The organism is Lactobacillus sp. ESL0259 (genome assembly GCF_003693045.1).
GTDB lineage: Bacteria > Bacillota > Bacilli > Lactobacillales > Lactobacillaceae > Lactobacillus > Lactobacillus melliventris.
Genome location: NZ_REHP01000003.1, coordinates 115,478 through 132,365, shown reverse-complemented (window position 1 = coordinate 132,365; position 16,888 = coordinate 115,478). Strand labels below are relative to the sequence as shown.

The 16,888-nt window shown below is 37.4% G+C and carries 16 protein-coding genes; 2 read left to right on the top strand and 14 right to left on the bottom strand.

The genetic code is table 11. The features are described from left to right. Positions 1 to 33 precede the first annotated feature (33 nt). The 13 genes from F5ESL0259_RS01370 to rsmG all read right to left on the bottom strand — a co-directional run bounded on the left by F5ESL0259_RS01370 (position 34) and on the right by rsmG (position 13,909). Positions 34 to 1,188 carry a cell wall metabolism sensor histidine kinase WalK gene (locus tag F5ESL0259_RS01370; RefSeq protein WP_046324245.1) on the bottom strand — a complete coding sequence of 385 codons (1,155 nt, stop codon included), beginning with the start codon at positions 1,186 to 1,188 and terminating at the stop codon, positions 34 to 36. Positions 1,189 to 1,192: 4 nt separating this feature from the next. Next, positions 1,193 to 1,879 carry a response regulator transcription factor gene (locus F5ESL0259_RS01365; protein ID WP_046324244.1) on the bottom strand — a complete coding sequence of 229 codons (687 nt, stop codon included), beginning with the start codon at positions 1,877 to 1,879 and terminating at the stop codon, positions 1,193 to 1,195. A gap of 177 nt (positions 1,880 to 2,056) precedes the next feature. After that, positions 2,057 to 3,025: an ABC transporter ATP-binding protein gene (locus F5ESL0259_RS01360; protein WP_122037233.1), complete on the bottom strand. Its 969-nt coding sequence runs from the start codon at positions 3,023 to 3,025 to the stop codon at positions 2,057 to 2,059. A gap of 1 nt (position 3,026) precedes the next feature. Further along, complete coding sequence (locus tag F5ESL0259_RS01355) at positions 3,027 to 4,553, bottom strand: ABC transporter permease/substrate-binding protein (RefSeq protein WP_122037232.1); 1,527 nt, start codon at positions 4,551 to 4,553, stop codon at positions 3,027 to 3,029. 186 nt (positions 4,554 to 4,739) lie between these two features. Then, a complete protein-coding gene (locus F5ESL0259_RS01350; RefSeq protein ID WP_199726679.1) occupies positions 4,740 to 6,602 on the bottom strand; it encodes an ABC transporter ATP-binding protein in 1,863 nt (620 codons plus the stop codon). Between the two features lie 9 nt (positions 6,603 to 6,611). Beyond that, positions 6,612 to 8,336 (bottom strand): ABC transporter ATP-binding protein, encoded by a 1,725-nt coding sequence (locus F5ESL0259_RS01345; RefSeq protein ID WP_046324241.1) that lies wholly within the window; start codon positions 8,334 to 8,336, stop codon positions 6,612 to 6,614. A 141-nt stretch (positions 8,337 to 8,477) separates the two neighbouring features. After that, positions 8,478 to 9,260: a DUF1129 family protein gene (locus tag F5ESL0259_RS01340; protein WP_122037231.1), complete on the bottom strand. Its 783-nt coding sequence runs from the start codon at positions 9,258 to 9,260 to the stop codon at positions 8,478 to 8,480. 9 nt (positions 9,261 to 9,269) lie between these two features. Further along, on the bottom strand, positions 9,270 to 10,370 hold the full coding sequence (ychF, locus tag F5ESL0259_RS01335) for a redox-regulated ATPase YchF (RefSeq protein ID WP_122037230.1): 1,101 nt from the start codon (positions 10,368 to 10,370) through the stop codon (positions 9,270 to 9,272). Between the two features lie 24 nt (positions 10,371 to 10,394). Then, entirely contained in the window at positions 10,395 to 10,670 is a 276-nt protein-coding gene (locus tag F5ESL0259_RS01330) for a DUF951 domain-containing protein (protein ID WP_046324238.1), read from the bottom strand. Beyond that, on the bottom strand, positions 10,663 to 11,550 hold the full coding sequence (locus tag F5ESL0259_RS01325; protein ID WP_122037229.1) for a ParB/RepB/Spo0J family partition protein: 888 nt from the start codon (positions 11,548 to 11,550) through the stop codon (positions 10,663 to 10,665). The genes F5ESL0259_RS01330 and F5ESL0259_RS01325 overlap by 8 nt, the downstream gene beginning before the upstream one ends. Beyond that, on the bottom strand, positions 11,528 to 12,307 hold the full coding sequence (locus F5ESL0259_RS01320) for a ParA family protein (protein WP_122037228.1): 780 nt from the start codon (positions 12,305 to 12,307) through the stop codon (positions 11,528 to 11,530). The genes F5ESL0259_RS01325 and F5ESL0259_RS01320 overlap by 23 nt, the downstream gene beginning before the upstream one ends. 15 nt (positions 12,308 to 12,322) lie before the next feature. Then, a complete protein-coding gene (noc, locus tag F5ESL0259_RS01315) occupies positions 12,323 to 13,171 on the bottom strand; it encodes a nucleoid occlusion protein (protein ID WP_046324235.1) in 849 nt (282 codons plus the stop codon). Between the two features lie 15 nt (positions 13,172 to 13,186). After that, positions 13,187 to 13,909, bottom strand: a complete 723-nt coding sequence (gene rsmG / locus F5ESL0259_RS01310; RefSeq protein ID WP_046324234.1) for a 16S rRNA (guanine(527)-N(7))-methyltransferase RsmG — start codon at positions 13,907 to 13,909, stop codon at positions 13,187 to 13,189. A 157-nt stretch (positions 13,910 to 14,066) separates the two neighbouring features. On the opposite strand from rsmG, the gene F5ESL0259_RS01305 reads away from it, so the two are divergent. After that, the gene (locus tag F5ESL0259_RS01305; protein WP_046324233.1) at positions 14,067 to 14,603 is read left to right on the top strand and encodes a CvpA family protein; all 537 of its coding nucleotides are present in this window, start codon (positions 14,067 to 14,069) and stop codon (positions 14,601 to 14,603) included. Positions 14,604 to 14,830: 227 nt separating this feature from the next. Beyond that, positions 14,831 to 15,901 carry a C39 family peptidase gene (locus tag F5ESL0259_RS09060; protein WP_370448793.1) on the top strand — a complete coding sequence of 357 codons (1,071 nt, stop codon included), beginning with the start codon at positions 14,831 to 14,833 and terminating at the stop codon, positions 15,899 to 15,901. Between the two features lie 54 nt (positions 15,902 to 15,955). Here F5ESL0259_RS09060 and F5ESL0259_RS01295 read toward each other — a convergent pair whose 3' ends face one another. Continuing rightward, complete coding sequence (locus F5ESL0259_RS01295) at positions 15,956 to 16,885, bottom strand: FAD:protein FMN transferase (protein WP_046324232.1); 930 nt, start codon at positions 16,883 to 16,885, stop codon at positions 15,956 to 15,958. Between the last annotated feature and the right edge of the window lie 3 nt (positions 16,886 to 16,888).

The window sequence follows — 16,888 nt, the reverse complement described above, 5'->3', positions numbered from 1 at the left end:
CTATTTATTATCTCAGTCAAAATTATACCACAGCTATGCTGGAGTTTTTTCACTCTTTAAGTTTAAAGGCAGGCAAATAATGAAACGGGTCCAATCTTTATCAGATTCACAGCGGATTTTGCCCTGATGAAGATCAACAATACTTTTGGTAATTGATAGACCTAGCCCTGTGCCACCCGTTTGGGTATTACGGGAGCCTTCGACTCTGTAAAAACGTTCAAATATTTTTTTCAACGAATCTTCGGGAATTTGAGCACCGTTGTTTTCCACCCGTAACTCAACTTCATTGTTATTAACTAAATTAGCAATTAAGTTAATTTGTGTTGCACCTGTACCGTACTTTAGCGCATTAGTGATGAGATTATTATAAACACGTACCAGCTTTTCCGCATCAGCTTGAATGGTTAAATTCTTAGGTCTTGCTTCTATATTAAATACTATCCCTTTTTCCTGACCCTCGAATTCAAACCCCGCGGCAACCTGCTCTAACATAGAAAAAATATGTAAAGAAGATAAATTTAATTTGGTACTAGTTGATTTTAACGTTGTATACTCAAGCAAATCATGAGCGAGCGATTTCATTTGTTCAGCCTTCATATATGCAATATTAAGGTATCTTTGTTGATCTGCTGGATTTGACACCCCCGATTTCAGTAAACCCAAATAGCCGATGATAGAAGTTAAAGGCGTTCTGATATCATGAGAAACATTGCTAATCAGTTCGTCCTTTGACTTTTCAATCGCTTTTTCTTCATTAATCGCATTTACTGTACTATCCACTAACGAATTAATTGAATCAATTACTTTTTGCAAATCAGTTTTGACTTTAAAAGAAATTGTATGGTCAAAATGTCCCTTAGCAATATAATGCAGTTCAGAAATAACATGTCTTAACTGCATTTGATGATAGCGCCGAATTAAGCGCCAGTACAGAACGATTAAATCACCAATACCCATGAAAATAATAAAGGTATTCTGCCAGGACCATAAGTGGCGCCCGCCAGCAAAAGTAATGGTCTTTTTTAGAAAATAAATCCCGTTAACCAGGTTTTTATCTTGTAAAATTGTCAAGTTGATCAAAATAATCACTGACAGGTTCAATAGTAGCTCTAAAACTACCGTTATAACGCCTTCAGCAAACAGCTCACTTTTTTCCGCGGCTGTCAGCTTGACCCTTTCTTTTTTCATCTAGTTAAGCCTCAACTTTATAGCCTACTCCCCAGACGGTCTGAATAACATCTTCACCACCCGTTGCCGATTGGATTTTGTCACGCAGGTGTGAAACATGCACCATAACGGTTTTAGCAGAAACTATGGATTCCTGTTGCCAAACCCGTTCAAAAATCTCATCCGCTGAAAATACCCGGTTAGGGTGACTGGCAAGCAAGTATAAAATGCCAAATTCTAAGGCAGTCAACTGAATGTCTTTACCATCAATTGTCTTAACTTCATGTGAATCACGGTTAATAATCAGTGGTCCCACTTCTAAAATATCTGGTTCATCATCCTTAACCTGCTTTTGACTACGACGCAAAAGTGAACGAACTCGTGCCATTACTTCTAAAGGATTAAATGGCTTAGAAACATAGTCATCTGCTCCAGTAATCAAGCCTTGAATTTTATCCATATCACCAGTCTTGGCTGATACGATAATAATTGGGATATCAGAATCTTTGCGTACTTCCTTGATAACATCAATTCCGCTCATATTAGGCATCATGATATCCAAGATCATTAATGCAATATCTGGCGTCGTAGTTAATTTCGTAATTGCTTCTTTACCGCTATAGGCAACAACTGGAGTGTAACCTTCATTTTTAAGATAAATACTTAACAGCTCGACGATTTCTTTATCATCGTCAACAACTAAAATTTTCATAGGGCTAATTTCCCTTCTTTTATCTATTGATTATTTTCGGTTTATTTCATTATTCCACTAAATATAGTTTAGCAGAATCTATGTCTAATATTTTAGTCAATTTTGTAATAAACTACTAATATTCAAGCATAATTTTATCGTTTTATTAAAAAAGCTGGACAGTTCCCAACTTATTTCCTATTTTAAACTATTAATATTGTTCAAATATTTAATCAGCCACTGGCGATCAATGAAGCCTAAATATTCTCCATTATTATTTTGTACGGCAACTTCATTTTGATGATTCAATAATTCCAGCAAAACAGCAATTTTTTCATTAATATTAATTACAGGCATTGCTGCCAGCGAATTAGAACTAGTTTGCTTAAATTCATTAAATAAGGCCGCTTGCTTTAATGGTGTTTCATATAAATTGTTCCCTAAGCTGCCTTTAAAAAAGTCCCTGACAAAATTGTTTGCCGGATGGCGTAAGATTTCTTGTGGCTGATCGACCTGTAATAATTTGCCATCCTTCATAACGCCAATCCTGTCAGCTAAGTGCAGGGCTTCATTCATATCATGCGTCACAAATAAAATTGTATTATGCAGCTGCTTGTGCAAATTAATAACTAGTTCTTGTAAATTTGCGCGGGAAAGTGGATCCAGAGCGCTAAAGGGTTCATCCATTAAAACAATCGGAGGCTTTGACGCAATCGCGCGTAAAATGCCAATTCTTTGTTGTTCACCACCAGACAGTTCATGAGGATAACGGTGAGCATACTCTTGGGGATTTAGTCCCACTTTTTCCAATAAATTTGCGGCCATTTCCGTAAGATCAGCTTTAGCACCTTGAATTTCCGGAATCAAAGTAATATTCTTAGCGACAGTCATGTTAGGAAAAAGAGCAATTTGTTGTAAAACATAACCAATTTTCCAGCGCAATTTCTGAACGTTATAATCAGTCGTAGGCCGCTCATTGACTAAAATCTGTCCAGCACTAGGATCTGCCAAACGGTTAATCATTTTAATCGACGTAGTTTTACCACTGCCTGAGTTTCCTACCAAAACGAAAAGTTCGCCTTGCTGAATATCCAAATTAAGATCGTTAACTACTACTTTTTTAGCAAAGGTTTTATTTACATGCTCAAATTTAATTGCCGAAGTCATCTTACTTCTCCTTAAGCAAATGCTGTTTTAATAAAAAGTGACGTGCGACTTGTCCAGGATCCATATTTTTAACATTAACTTCATAGTTCATTTCCTGCATCTGCTTTTCGGAAATCCTGCCAGCCAGCTTATTCAAGCTGCGAACAATTTGCGGATGCTTGCGGGCAAAATCATTGGTCATCAAGGGAGCGCCCTGATAAATAGGAAAATTATGCTTATCATCTTTTAAAATAGTCAAATGATATTGGCGCAATTCACTATCAGTTGAATAGGCATCAACGATGTTAACTTTATTCTGATTAATTGCCTGGTAACGCAAAGCCGGTTCCATTGACTTAACAGGGAAATCAATCTTGTATAATTTTTTAATACCCTTGAACCCATCACCACGATCAATAAATTCTAATGTCATTCCTCCTTTTAGCTGATTGGTGACATTAGCCAAATCACTGATTTTTCTTAAACGATTTTTCTTTTTAAATGAATTTTTAACTGCTAGGGCATAAGTATTATCGTACGCCATAGGCTTAAGCAAAGTAAGCTTATCCTGTTTATTCATTAATTCTTTTGCTTTTTCATAGGTTTCTTTTTCAGATAAACCAGCCGTTTTAACCGGAGACTTCGCAAAGGTTTCCAAAACAGTTCCCGTAAATTCTGGATAAATATCTATTTTATTGTTTTTCAAAGCAGTATATAAAAAGGTAGTTTTACCAAAATTAGGTTTCAAGGTCACTTGGACGTGTGGATCGTCTTGTTCAATTAACTCTTTATACATGTTGATCAAAATTTCTGGTTCAGAACCTAACTTACCGGCAATTGTAACTGTTTCTTTCTGACCGGCAACAGCTTGATAAATTCCACTTCCTGCTAAGAAGATGACACTAACTCCTAATATTCCCAAAGCTGTTTTAACTGATGCATGTTCCAGCCACTTAATGAGCGCGCTTAACGTAATCGCCAAAACGCCAGAACAAACAGCGCCAATTACAATTAGTCCGGTATTGTTGCGGTCAATTCCCAATAAAATAAAACTGCCCAGGCCACCAGCACCAATTAAAGCTGCCATGGTGGCAGTACCAATAATTAAAACTAAGGCCGTTCTAATACCCGAAATGATTGTCGGCATAGCTAAAGGCAACTCCACCTTAAGTAATTTTTGCATGCGTGACATACCGAATGCGTCAGCAGCTTCTTCTAGTGCCGGATCAATTTCAGTTAATCCCAGGTATGTGTTCTGAAAAATCGGTAATAGTGCATATACCACTAAAGCGATCACGGCAGGCACTGTTCCAATCCCAACGAGTGGAATTAATAAACCTAGCAGTGCTAGTGACGGAATGGTCTGTAAAATGCTGGCAACTTGCAATAATATTTCTGCTATTTTAGTGTGTTTTATAGTCCAAAAGGCCAAAGGCATGGCAATCACCATTGCAATCAGCAACGAAACTAACGATATTTGCAGGTGTTGCAATAAAGCAACTCCCAAATCACCTTTGCGCTCGCTTAAAATCTGGATAATTTGATTCATAGCTTAATTCCTTTATACTTTTTTAAAATTTGAATTATCACCAAATTATATTAATAGTGTCGAACCAACTAAATTCATTTATTTTACCATAACACAAACTAATGGTTGAAAAGTAATTATTGCTTACACCATTATTTAAAGCAAAAAAATTCCCAGTCTGTAGGACCAGGAATATTTTAAGTACATCTATTCTATTTCTTTTTTACCAGTATATAACTCGTAGTAATAACCCTTCTTCTTTAGAAGTTGTTCGTGATTGCCGGCTTCAATAATATGGCCATGATCAAGCACCAGAATTAAATCCGAGTTAACAATCGTAGACAGGCGGTGAGCTATGACAAAGCTAGTGCGACCTGCAAGCAAGTTATCCATACCAGCTTGTACCAGTTTTTCCGTTTGGGTATCAATGCTTGAAGTGGCTTCATCCAAAATCATCACAGGTTCATCTGCTATCATTGCTCGTGCAATACTGAGCAGCTGCATTTGTCCCTGAGATAAGTCTCCGCCATTGCCGTCAATGATTGTTTTATAACCTTCATCTAAATGGTGAATAAATTCATCAGCGTGAGATAAGTGTGCTGCCTGATATACATCATCATCACTGGCATCGGTATTACCAAAACGAATATTGTCCATCACCGTACCGGTGAACATATGAGTGTCTTGCAAAACAATCGACAGAGACTGACGCAAATCATCCTTTTTAATTCTACTAATGGGAATACCATCATAAGTAATCGTACCAGAATTAATTTCGTAAAAACGATTAATCATATTAGAAATCGTCGTTTTACCAGCACCGGTTTCACCAACTAAGGCTACTTTCATACCTGGCTTAGCGTCAATAGAAATGTCGTACAAAATTTGTTTATTGGGCGTATAGCCAAAATTAACATGATCGAAGACAATATGTCCTTTAACTGTGACTTTCTTGATAGAGCCGTCTTTTTGCGGTACGTTCCAATGCCAAGTACCCTTAACATTTTCATCCTTGGTAATAGTGACATCACCATCATCAATTTCAACGGGTTGATCCTCTAACTTAAAGATTCTTTCTGCGCCCGCTAAAGCCATTACAATAGAATTTAATTGTTGTGAAATCTGGGCTATTGGCATTGCAAATTGCTTAGATAATTGCAAGAAAGCACCAATGACACCTAATGAAAGTGGGGCAATACGGTTAATAGCAACTGCTCCACCTAAAATAGCAATTAAGACGTAGAGCAAATTGCCCATGTTACCCATAATAGGGAACAAAATTGTGGCATACGTATGAGCTTTACCAGAGGCTACTTTTAAAGATTCATTATAAGCATCAAAGTCTTCTTCAACTTCAGGTTCATGGCTAAAGACCTTTATTACCTTAAGACCATTAAGCATTTCTTCATTGTAACCATTAACTTGACCCAATTCTTTTTGTTGCAATTGAAAATAATGAGCGGAGCGAACGGTTAAAAAACGGACGATTATAATAGAAAGTGCAAAAACAATCAAGGTAAAGATAGTTAATTGCCAACTTAAAGCCAGCATGGCACCCAAAACAAAAATGAGGTTCAACGCAGAATTCATAAACTGCGGAATAGACTGCGAAATCATTTGTTGCAAGGTATCAATATCATTAGTATAGCAACTCATGATGTCGCCATAATCATTTTCGTCAAAATAGGAAATTGGCAACATTTCCATGTGCTCAAACATTTCAAGCCGTACTCTATATTGTACTTTCTGGGCCAAAACTGCCATCAACACAGCAAAAAGATAATTAGAAATAAATCCGATAGCATAGCAACCAAACATAACTGCAATTGCATGTAAAAGCGGACCAAAATTTGGCTGGGCTTCTTTAGTTAAGGGAATAATGTAAACATTAATCAAACGTTCAATAAATAGTGAACCTAAAACGTTTGCTGCAGCTGTTAAAATTATTGCAATTGTTGAAGCAATCAGCATCCAAGGACTTGTACTGGCAACTAATTTAAGCAGACGCCATAAAATTGTGGAACGTTTACCAGTATTTTGGCTATTTTTATTTTCTACTGCTTTATCCAAATTAATCACCTACTTCTTCTGTTCTTCTTGAAACTTAGCAATTGAGCTGTATAAATCATTACGCTGCAATAGCTCTTCATGTGTCCCGATATCCTGAATCTTGCCTTCATCCATTACAATTATCCTGTCTGCATCTTTAATTGACACAATTCTTTGAGAAATAATAATTTTGGTAGTATCGGGCATATCCTTTGCCAAGGCTTCCCGAATTTGACGCTCAGTCTGTGTATCTACTGCTGAAGTAGAATCATCAAGTATCAAGATTTTCGGCTTTTTGAGCAATGCCCTTGCAATAGTGATCCTTTGCTTTTGACCACCAGAAACATTATTACCGCCCTGCTCAACCATAGTGTCATATTGATCTGGCATTTCACGAATAAAGTCATCAGCGTGAGCAATTTTTGAGGCAGCGATAATTTCTTCATCTGTTGCATTTTCATTGCCCCATTTGAGGTTTTCCTTGATAGTGCCCGAAAATAGGACATTATTTTGTAAAACCATGGCAACATTATCACGCAATGTCTTTAAATCATAGGACTTAACGTTATGTCCTGATACACGCACCGCTCCGGAATCAGTATCATAAAGCCGCGGAATCATAGAAACTAATGTAGATTTTGATGACCCCGTACGACCTATTATTCCTATTGTTTCACCCGGCCTGATATTTAAGTTAATATCACTTAAAGCCAGTTCCTTATCATCTGGGTCATACTTAAAGTTGACATGATCAAAAATCACTTCTCCATTATTCACATGCTTTAACGGTTTACGTGGATTTTCAATTGATGGCTTTTCATTAATAACCGCAGCAACCCTGTGACCACTAGCTCCTGAAACTACCAGCTGAGTAATGATCATAGCTAGCATGTTCAAGCTACCCAAGACAGAGTTGGAATATGAGAACATTGAAATTAATTGACCAGTCTGTAAACTGCCACCCACAATTTCCTTAGCACCAAACCAGCAAATAGCTAAATTAGAAATATTCAAAACAGCCATGACAATCATGGAGTTAAGAGACATGATCTTCTGAGCTGTAGCAAAAAGTCTATAAATAAAACCAGCTGATTTTTTAAACTTAACAGTTTGCGCTTCTTCTTGCACATAGGTTTTGACTTCGCGAATACCACGAACATTTTCCCGGACAACCTGGTTCATGCGGTCATAACCGCGGAAAATTTTAGGAAAATACTTGCTGGCACTTTTAATTACTAAGCCTAAAAGGATTACGAAAACCGGTGCAATCACGACAAAAACAAGTGACAACTGTGGACTAACTATTATTGACATAATAATTGAAACTAACAACATCATTGGTGCCCGAACTGCTATTCTAATCAGCATTTGATAAGACATCTGAATGTTATTAACATCAGTAGTCATTCTCGTAACTAGACTCGCGCTGGAAAACCTGTCAATATTTTCAAAAGAATAATCTTGCACATGATAGAACATATCTTTACGCAAGTTAGCTGCAAAACCAGAAGCAGCGTGAGCAGAGGCATAACTGGCACCAGAACCTAAAACAAGTGAAACAACTGTTAACACCAGTAAAATAACACCAGTCTTAGTGATATATGACATATTTCCCTTCATAATGCCATTGTCTATTAATATACCAACTAAATACGGTATTAACATCTCAATGATAACTTCACCAGTAACAAATAATGGCGACAGCAACGACAGTTTTTTATACTGCCTGATTGACTTACGCAGCGTGTTAATCATTAAATACCTCTTTCTAATTTATTAATGCTTTCTTTTTTACGTGTTTTCAGTTTAAAAAGGATAAATAGATTCATAATAAATCTATTTATCCTTTAAAACATATAGTTATCTAAGTATAGCGCTTTTCTTGACAAAAAGCACCTATTTGCTCTTATCAGCTGGTGAAAAGGCCGAACCAATAATTTCATAATGCCGGCGGAACAACCAGCGAATGCCATACGCTACCGCTGCAATAATTAAGTTATATACTCCTGGCAAAGCCGGGTTGATTACTTGTAATGCAGGAAGACCCAATACGCCAAAGCAGATAAAGAGCATTCCCATCAGTAAAACAAAACCCCAGATTAATTTTGACCACGGAATTTTACGATTTTTACTGCCATTAGGTAAAACCCAGTCATTATATTTGGTCATGAAAACACCTAGTGAAGCACCAACAATCAATAATGTTAACACACCCATCTGTGAATTATATTTGTCATTCTTTTGGAACAAGCCAATTAAGCCAAAAAGACCAAAGAAAATAGCAACATAAAACAAGGCATTATCCGTAGCGTATTGCCAAAATGGAATATCTGAAGCCTTTTTCTTTTTGGGCTTTAACATGTCAGCAGCCTTAAGTTTAGGCGACATATTATAATACGTGCTGGCTGGTTGACCATGACGTTGTGCAATTACCAAGTCGTTTAAAAGCTCATCTACTCTCTTTTGGGCATCTTCATGACTCATTTTACCCTGTGTTTCCAGTTCTTTTTGCAAACGAAAAACATAGTCAGAGTTCTTATTACTGAGCTGCTTACGCAATTCAGCAGGCTGCATTTGCTTGACCTCGTCATCTTTATTCTGACTAATTACCTTTTCTTTTAACTTTTCCTGCTTATTAGTATCAATCTTAGCTTGTTCTTCAGTTTTCTTTTCTGCCATTATTTTTTCCTAAACGTTAAATCTAAATTCAATAATGTCGCCATCTTGAACTTCATAATCTTTACCTTCAAGACGTAGCTTCCCCGCTTCTTTAACCTTTTGCATGGTTTCATACTGATCAAGATCAGTAAATGAAACTACTTCAGCACGAATAAATCCCCGCTCAAAATCAGAGTGAATAACGCCTGCAACTTGCGGAGCCTTCATTCCCTTATGAAAAGTCCATGCCCGTGTTTCAGGACCACCAGCCGTAAAGAAAGTCCTCAAGCCTAAAATGTGGTAGGCTGCACGGATTAAACGGTCAAGGCCTGACTCAGATACGCCTTCTGCTTCTAAGAACTCAGCTTTTTCATCGTCATCCAAGCCGGCAATTTCTTCTTCGGTTGCAGCAGATATACCTAAACATTCCGCATTTTCACTTTCCGCATGTTTTTTAACTACTTGATAGTACTGGTCTTTTTCCGGGTCGGCCATTGAACTTTCAGCTATGTTCGCTACATAGATAACGGGTTTATCAGTCAGCAAGAACAAGCCCTTGACAATTTTTTGCTCATCGTCATTAAAACTGATTGAACGGACAGCCTTGCCTTCTTCTAAAACAGGCTTGATTTTTTGTAAAACATTGAACTCTGCTTTAGCCTCTTTGTCATTTTGCTGGGCAATCTTTTTTACCTTATTAATTCGGCGGTTGACGGCGTCAAGATCTGCAATTGCCAATTCCAAGTTGATAGTGTTGATATCTTCTTCCGGATCTACTTTACCAGTGACAGAAGTAATATTATCATCTTCAAAGGCCCTAACAACATGGATAATAGCATCAGTTTGGCGTATATTTTCCAAGAATTTATTACCCAGACCTTCACCTTTTGAAGCACCTTTAACTAGTCCGGCAATATCGGTAAACTCAAAAGTAGTGTGAACAATTTTCTTAGCCGGAATCAGTTCCTGTATTCGAGCCAGTCTCTTGTCCGGAACCTCAACCATTCCGACATTAGGCTCAATCGTTGCAAACGGGTAGTTGGCCATTTCCGCACCCGCTTTAGTAATTGCGTTAAACAAAGTTGACTTGCCCACGTTTGGCAATCCAACAATCCCAGCAGTTAATGACATTTTTATCCTCTTTCTTTAACAAAATCAGTTATTTTCTTGATTAATATCCGGCCGTGCTATTTCTTTTTTAGGCACATAAAGCGTATTTTTAATATTAACCGGATCATTAGCCTTAGTTAAAACTTTTTTTAAATTATGCGCGAATTTTGAACGCGGCATCATTACGATATGGCCACACCCCATGCACTTTAACCTGATATCAGCTCCTAAACGCAGAACTTCCCAGTCATTAGTTTTACAAGCATGTGGCTTTTTCATTAATACCGTATCTGCCAAACCATAAGCAATTTCTTTATTCATCAAGGTCGACTCCCAGCACATCGAGTATTCTATTCAACTCTTCTGTTGAAGAGAAGCCAATCGACAAATGGCCGCTACCTTTTTTGCTGGCGGAAATATTGACAGTTGAACCCAGCTTATCAGCTAATTGATGTTCAGTAGCACGAATAAATGGCGATTTGTGCACTGTCTTTTTGCGCGGCTTTTTAGAATTAAGATTGGCTACCAGTGCCTCAACTTTGCGTACTGGCATCCCTTCCTTAACGACCTGCTTAGCTACTTCATCAATCTTGTCCTTATTCTTTAAGCCTAAAAGCGTTCTGGCTTGTCCCATTGAAAGTTCACCGTGCTGTAACAAGTGCTTAGTTTTATTAGGAAGTGTCAAAAGACGCAAGTAATTAGCAATATATGGACGGGACTTACCCATTCTTTTTGAAACTTCTTCTTGGGTCAAACCTAAGTTTTTTTGCAGCATTTCGTAGGCCTGAGCTTCTTCAAGAGGTGTTAAGTCCTCACGTTGCAGATTCTCTAAAACGGCAACTTCCATCATTTGGCTTTCGCTAAAGTCACGGACAATTGCCGGTATTGTAGTCTTTTTTGCTAGTTTTGAAGCACGAAATCTGCGTTCACCCGCAATAATTTCATAGCCTTTCACCGACTTACGCACAATAATTGGCTGAAAAACACCATTTTCTTTAATCGAATCAGCCAATTCTTTAAGAGACTTGTCATCAAAGTTTTTACGTGGTTGATAAGGATTAGGTCTGATATCGCTTAAATTTAAATCCTGAATTTCTTCTTCATTATCTTCAATTTGCGGTTCGTCTTCAAACAAGGCTTCAATCCCCCGACCTAAACCACCATGTTTTTTAGTATCTTTATTTCTTGAGTTTCTTACCATGATTCTTTAACACCTCCTTAGCTAAATCATCATAAACTTCAGCACCACGTGAATTAGGAGCATATTCAGTAATTGCTTCTCCATAACTAGGTGCTTCAGCCAGCTTAGTAATTCTTGGAATAATAGTTTTATAAACCTTATCAGAAAAATAGGAACGTACTTCTTTTACAACTTCCGCACCTAAATTAGTTCGCGCATCCAGCATGGTCAGCAAAACACCCTCAACACCTAAATCTTTATTAAAGTGTTTTTGCACCAAACGGATGGTATTAAGCAGCTGGCTAAGCCCCTCCATAGCGTAATACTCACTTTGAACGGGAATTAAAATTGAATCAGATGCCGTAAAAGCATTGATAGATAATTGGCCTAATGAAGGCGGACAATCAATAAAAATAAAATCATAATTACCACTAATTGAATCTAAAGCTGACTTCAAGCGTGTTTCTCTGGCCATCATACTGATTAGTTCTGTTTCAGCTCCAGACAGATTGATAGTCGCCGGAACTAAATCCAATCGCTTAGTTGAAGTATGGAAAATCGTATCTTTAAGGGGAACGTCATTAATTAAAACGCTGTAAATATCTTGATCAATAGCAGATTTTTCAATTCCCAGGCCAGAGGTTGCGTTACCCTGCGGATCAATATCGACAATTAAGACTTGATAACCGCGTTCCGCAATCGAAGCCGCTAAATTTATAGTTGTTGTCGTTTTACCGACGCCACCTTTTTGGTTAGCAACTGAAATTACACTCACCATATTTTCCATGCCTTCCTACTTTCTTTTCAATTCAATCGTAATCATATAATCATCAGGATCATTATTTTCTTTGAACTTAACCTTGATGCCAGACTGTTGTGCGAGTTTAATTGCCCTTTTAATTGTATTAATTTGTACTTTCAAATCTTTAGGAATGCGATTGGCTGCTCGTCTTGTTTGTTCTGCCTGTTCTTTTTCCTTATCCTTAACTTTTTTGCCTGCAAAATACTGGTCAACATTTTTAACGATTTTTTCGGTGTCGCTCACATTCAAGTTATTTGCAAGTATTTCATCTAAGACACGGCCTTGATCTTTCTCACTCAGTCCTACCAAGCAGCGACCGTGACGTGGTGAAATTTCACCACTGGCCAAATAACTTTGTACTTTCGGTGTTAACTTTAACAGGCGCAGCTTGTTAGCAACATAAGATTGTGACTTGCCAATATTTTGGGCTAAGGTAGTTTGAGTCAGGTTATTTAGTTTCATAAGATTACTATAAGCCTGTGCTTCATCAATCGGATTTAAATCTTCCCTTTGCAGGTTTTCAATTAAAGCTAATGATGCAGCCTGGCTATCATCCATGTTATTAACTATTGCCGGTATTTTTGTCCAAGCGAGCTGCTTTGCGGCTCGTAATCTGCGTTCACCAGCAATAATTTCATAATTGCCCTCTTTTTCACGTACAACAATTGGTTGCAGTAACCCATCTTTATCAAGGGTTGATGCCAATTCATGAATTGATTCTTCAGAAAACTGGTGCCGCGGCTGAAAAGAATTGGGTTTTATTTTACTTAGCTCAATATCCTGAATCTGCTTATTTTTAGGTATTTCTTCATGATGACGTAAAGAAGAAAATAATGACATTTTGAGTCCCCCTGTTTAATGAATTGGTTTGCGGTGCGGAGTTCCCGCCTGCCGCGGATACTTCTTAGGCGTAGCCTGCACTTTTTCTATCAGAATCAAAGTGCGCTCTTCGATACTTCGAGGTAATTTTAATTCTTTAACTGCAATGACCTTACCACCTAAAACTTTTAAGGCTTTCTGAGCTGATTTCAATTCGTCTTCAGCTTTTGGTCCCTTGAGAGCAATGAAATTGCCATTTTCTTTAATTAACGGCAAACAATACTCACTTAAAACGGCCATGTTAGCAACAGCACGGGCAGTCACAACATCAAATTGTTCCCGATATTGTTTATTTTGCCCTACATCTTCGGCACGGCCATGAACCAAGGTAACATTTTTTAAATTTAACTGGGTGATCAAACCCTGTAAAAAATTCAACCGTTTGCCCAGAGAATCAACGATTGTAACCTTTAATTCAGGCAGCATAATCTTTAAAGGAATAGAAGGAAAACCGGCGCCGGCACCAACATCACATAAAGTATCAGCCGCTTTTAATACTGAACCAAATGTGAAAAGAGGTGTGATACTATCCCAAAAATGCTTTAGATAAACCTCATCTTTTTCTGTTATCCGCGTAAGATTAACTTTTTTATTAGTCTCAATCAGACTGGTAAAGTATTGGTTAAATTGGTTGATTTGTTTTTCATTTAATTTAAAATTACGTTTTGATAATTCTTGGACGAACTGTTCAGGATTCATTTTTCACCCGTGAAACCTTGTTTCACACCCTTTAAATTTAACGCTAAAATTGGCTTAATGTAAAGTCAATGCATCCCTTTAATTATGAAATATTTTTCGACTGTCGTCAAAGTCTAAACGCATAAATTAAGCTATAATATCGTCAAAGGAGATAAATATGATTGTTACTTTAATTGTACTGGCTTATTTGACACTAAAAACCTACAAAGGATTCCAAACGGGCTTCACCAGATTAATTATTAATTTGATTTTTGCTGCCATTGTCTTCATTACAGCTATTCTGTTTCAAAATCCTGTTGGCAATTGGCTTTACAGTCAGATCACCGGGCAAAATATTCAAACCACTTTAACTCCCGGAACTAACTTAATGCTCTTTCGTTTTTTGGCATTCTTCATCATTGTCTTTTTGGGCAAAATGGTTGTTAAGATTTTTAAAGGCTGGGTACCTAATAAAAATCCCCATGCGACTAACTTTGGCAATTTACTAGATAGTGTTTTAGGTGCTGTCGTCTCTTTTTTTGCCAGTTATTTCTTCGTTTACATTATCCTGTCAATGCTTAATGCTTTGCAAAATCCGTGGTTTATCCAGCAAACTTTAGACTCATCATTTATTCGTTTCATCATTTATAACACACCTGGCTTATCCAACGGGTTATTTAACAGTATCTTTAGTATCAGCAGAACTGCTGCTTAAATTGAATAAAATAGTCATCAGCGTTTAAACTTGTTAGTTTAGACGCTGTTTTTGTTTATCAATTAGCAAAAGTTTACTTCGATCTTTAACTAAAATAATTTGAGTAATTATGTTATATATACCTCTACAAATAATAAAAATCCAGCTAATTTTTGGCATATCTTTGCCATTTGTTGTAGTAAACTAGTTATGAAGATATTTTGAATAAGAAAAACTGGGAGGATAAATTGAAGAGTAAATTAACCTTAAAGAAAATTGCAACTCTATCTGCAGCAATTATTCTTGCAACACCTGTTTTCAGTAACAATCTGACTAAAACAGTTAACGCAGAAACGGAAGCTCAAAATAAACAATTAAAGCAGGACCATAATCAAGTAAATAAAGAGTCTGAGACGCAAAAGCCGCAAGAAGGCCAAAAGACAGACAAAGAAACAGATACGACCGAAACCAATGTCCCGGCTGCCGCGACTCAGAATAACAAGCCTGCTAATACCACTGCAAAAAAAGTCAAAACTTTCAAAGTAGCAATTGTTAAAAAGAATTATGGTATTTATCTTGATAATTTTACCAAGAAGAAAGCAGCCAAGAATTATTTTCACCAAACATTTAATGTCAATAAAAAATTCACCCACAACGGTAAAACATATTATTGGCTTAACAAAAAGGGCAAGAAATCAATTGGCTATATTAATAAAAAAGCCGTAGCTACTCCTAATCAAGCTAAAACAATTGAGAAGACGCCATATGTCAGTCAATATGTTCCTGTTAAAACCCCGTGGGGCTGTGCAGGAGCCTCAATGGCGATGCTGTTAGGTTCCCAGGGACAGAAAATTACCACTAGTTTGCTTACAAAAATTCAAAATAATTTACCAATGCAGCCAGTTAAAGGCGGACAAAAGGGAAATGTTTACACTGGCGTCGGTTTTGGCTATGTAATTAGCCCCGGTGCCCTAGCTAAATACGCCCGGACTTTTAAAAAGGGCAAAAAGATCATTAATATCTCCAGTAAAAAACTAACAGTTGATGATCTTAAGATGTATATTCAGGCTGGCAAGCCAGTTTTATACTATGGCTTTTCTTCATATCAAAAAGCTGGCGACTACAAGCGCAATCACTGCAAAGTTATCACCGGCTACAAAAAAGGCAAGTTCTTGGTTTATGATCCACTCTATTACTCCAAGTTTGATAAAGCGGGTACTGGTGGCAAGAACATGAATTATGATCATGGTGCAATTGCCTGGGTACCAGAGAGTGCTATTCAAGCAGAATTTTGCCACAAAGCCCTCTCGTTCAAATAATAAACTTACTTATAAATTTAAAAGTAAAAAAGTGCCTTAGAGGCACTTTTTTTATTACTTTTGAAAGTTATCATACTCAACGTGTTCATCGTTATAAACAAAAACTGCGCCAATGCGGTCAGGATCATCATGCCAACCAGCAACCGGCTTACCAGCAAAAAACAATCTCTTACATTCGATTTCGGCTTCAACTGAATACTTAGTAAAAGTAGTCACGCCAGCCAAATCAGTTTCAACCGGATAACCAGTTCGCGGATCAATTAAATGGTGATACTTATGACCGTCAACTTCTAGATAACGTTCGTAAGTTCCGCTGGTAACTGCAGAACATTCCGGTACCATCACCGAAGCAATATTATTGCCACGAGACTCTTTTGGATCCTGTACTCCTACTGACCACTGACCACTAGTCCTTTTAGGTGAGTCGCCAACAAGTAAAATGTTACCACCCAGATTAATAATTCCGGCATGAACTCCGTAAGCCCGCCAGTAATCTTTAATACGGTCAGCAATCCAGCCTTTAGCAATACCGCCTAAATCTAATTCCATGCCCTCTTTTTGCAAAAAAATGGTTTGATCAGCATCGTTTAGGTCAACTTTAAACGGATCAATCAGTGCCATTCTTTCCTTAATTTGCTCAGCAGTAGGAACGTGAGCGTTTTTAAAACCAATTGCCCATAACTTGACAACCGGGCCTATCAGAGCATTGAAGCCAAAATTTTCCCGACTTTTTTCTACCGCCAATTTAACCAAATCATAGGTACCGCTTGAAACTTGAACAGGGTGCTTACCTGCAGCATGATTAACATCCATTACTTCTGATTCATCACGATTAACTGTCAATAAGTCTTCATAATGGTCGATCAAAGCAAAGGAATCATTAATCACGCTTTTATCACGAGCACCAAAAACCTGTAAAGTGATTGCTGTACCCAAGGCATGATGCTGTCCTACTTCTTGTTCTATAGCCAAATTTTTAATCATTAT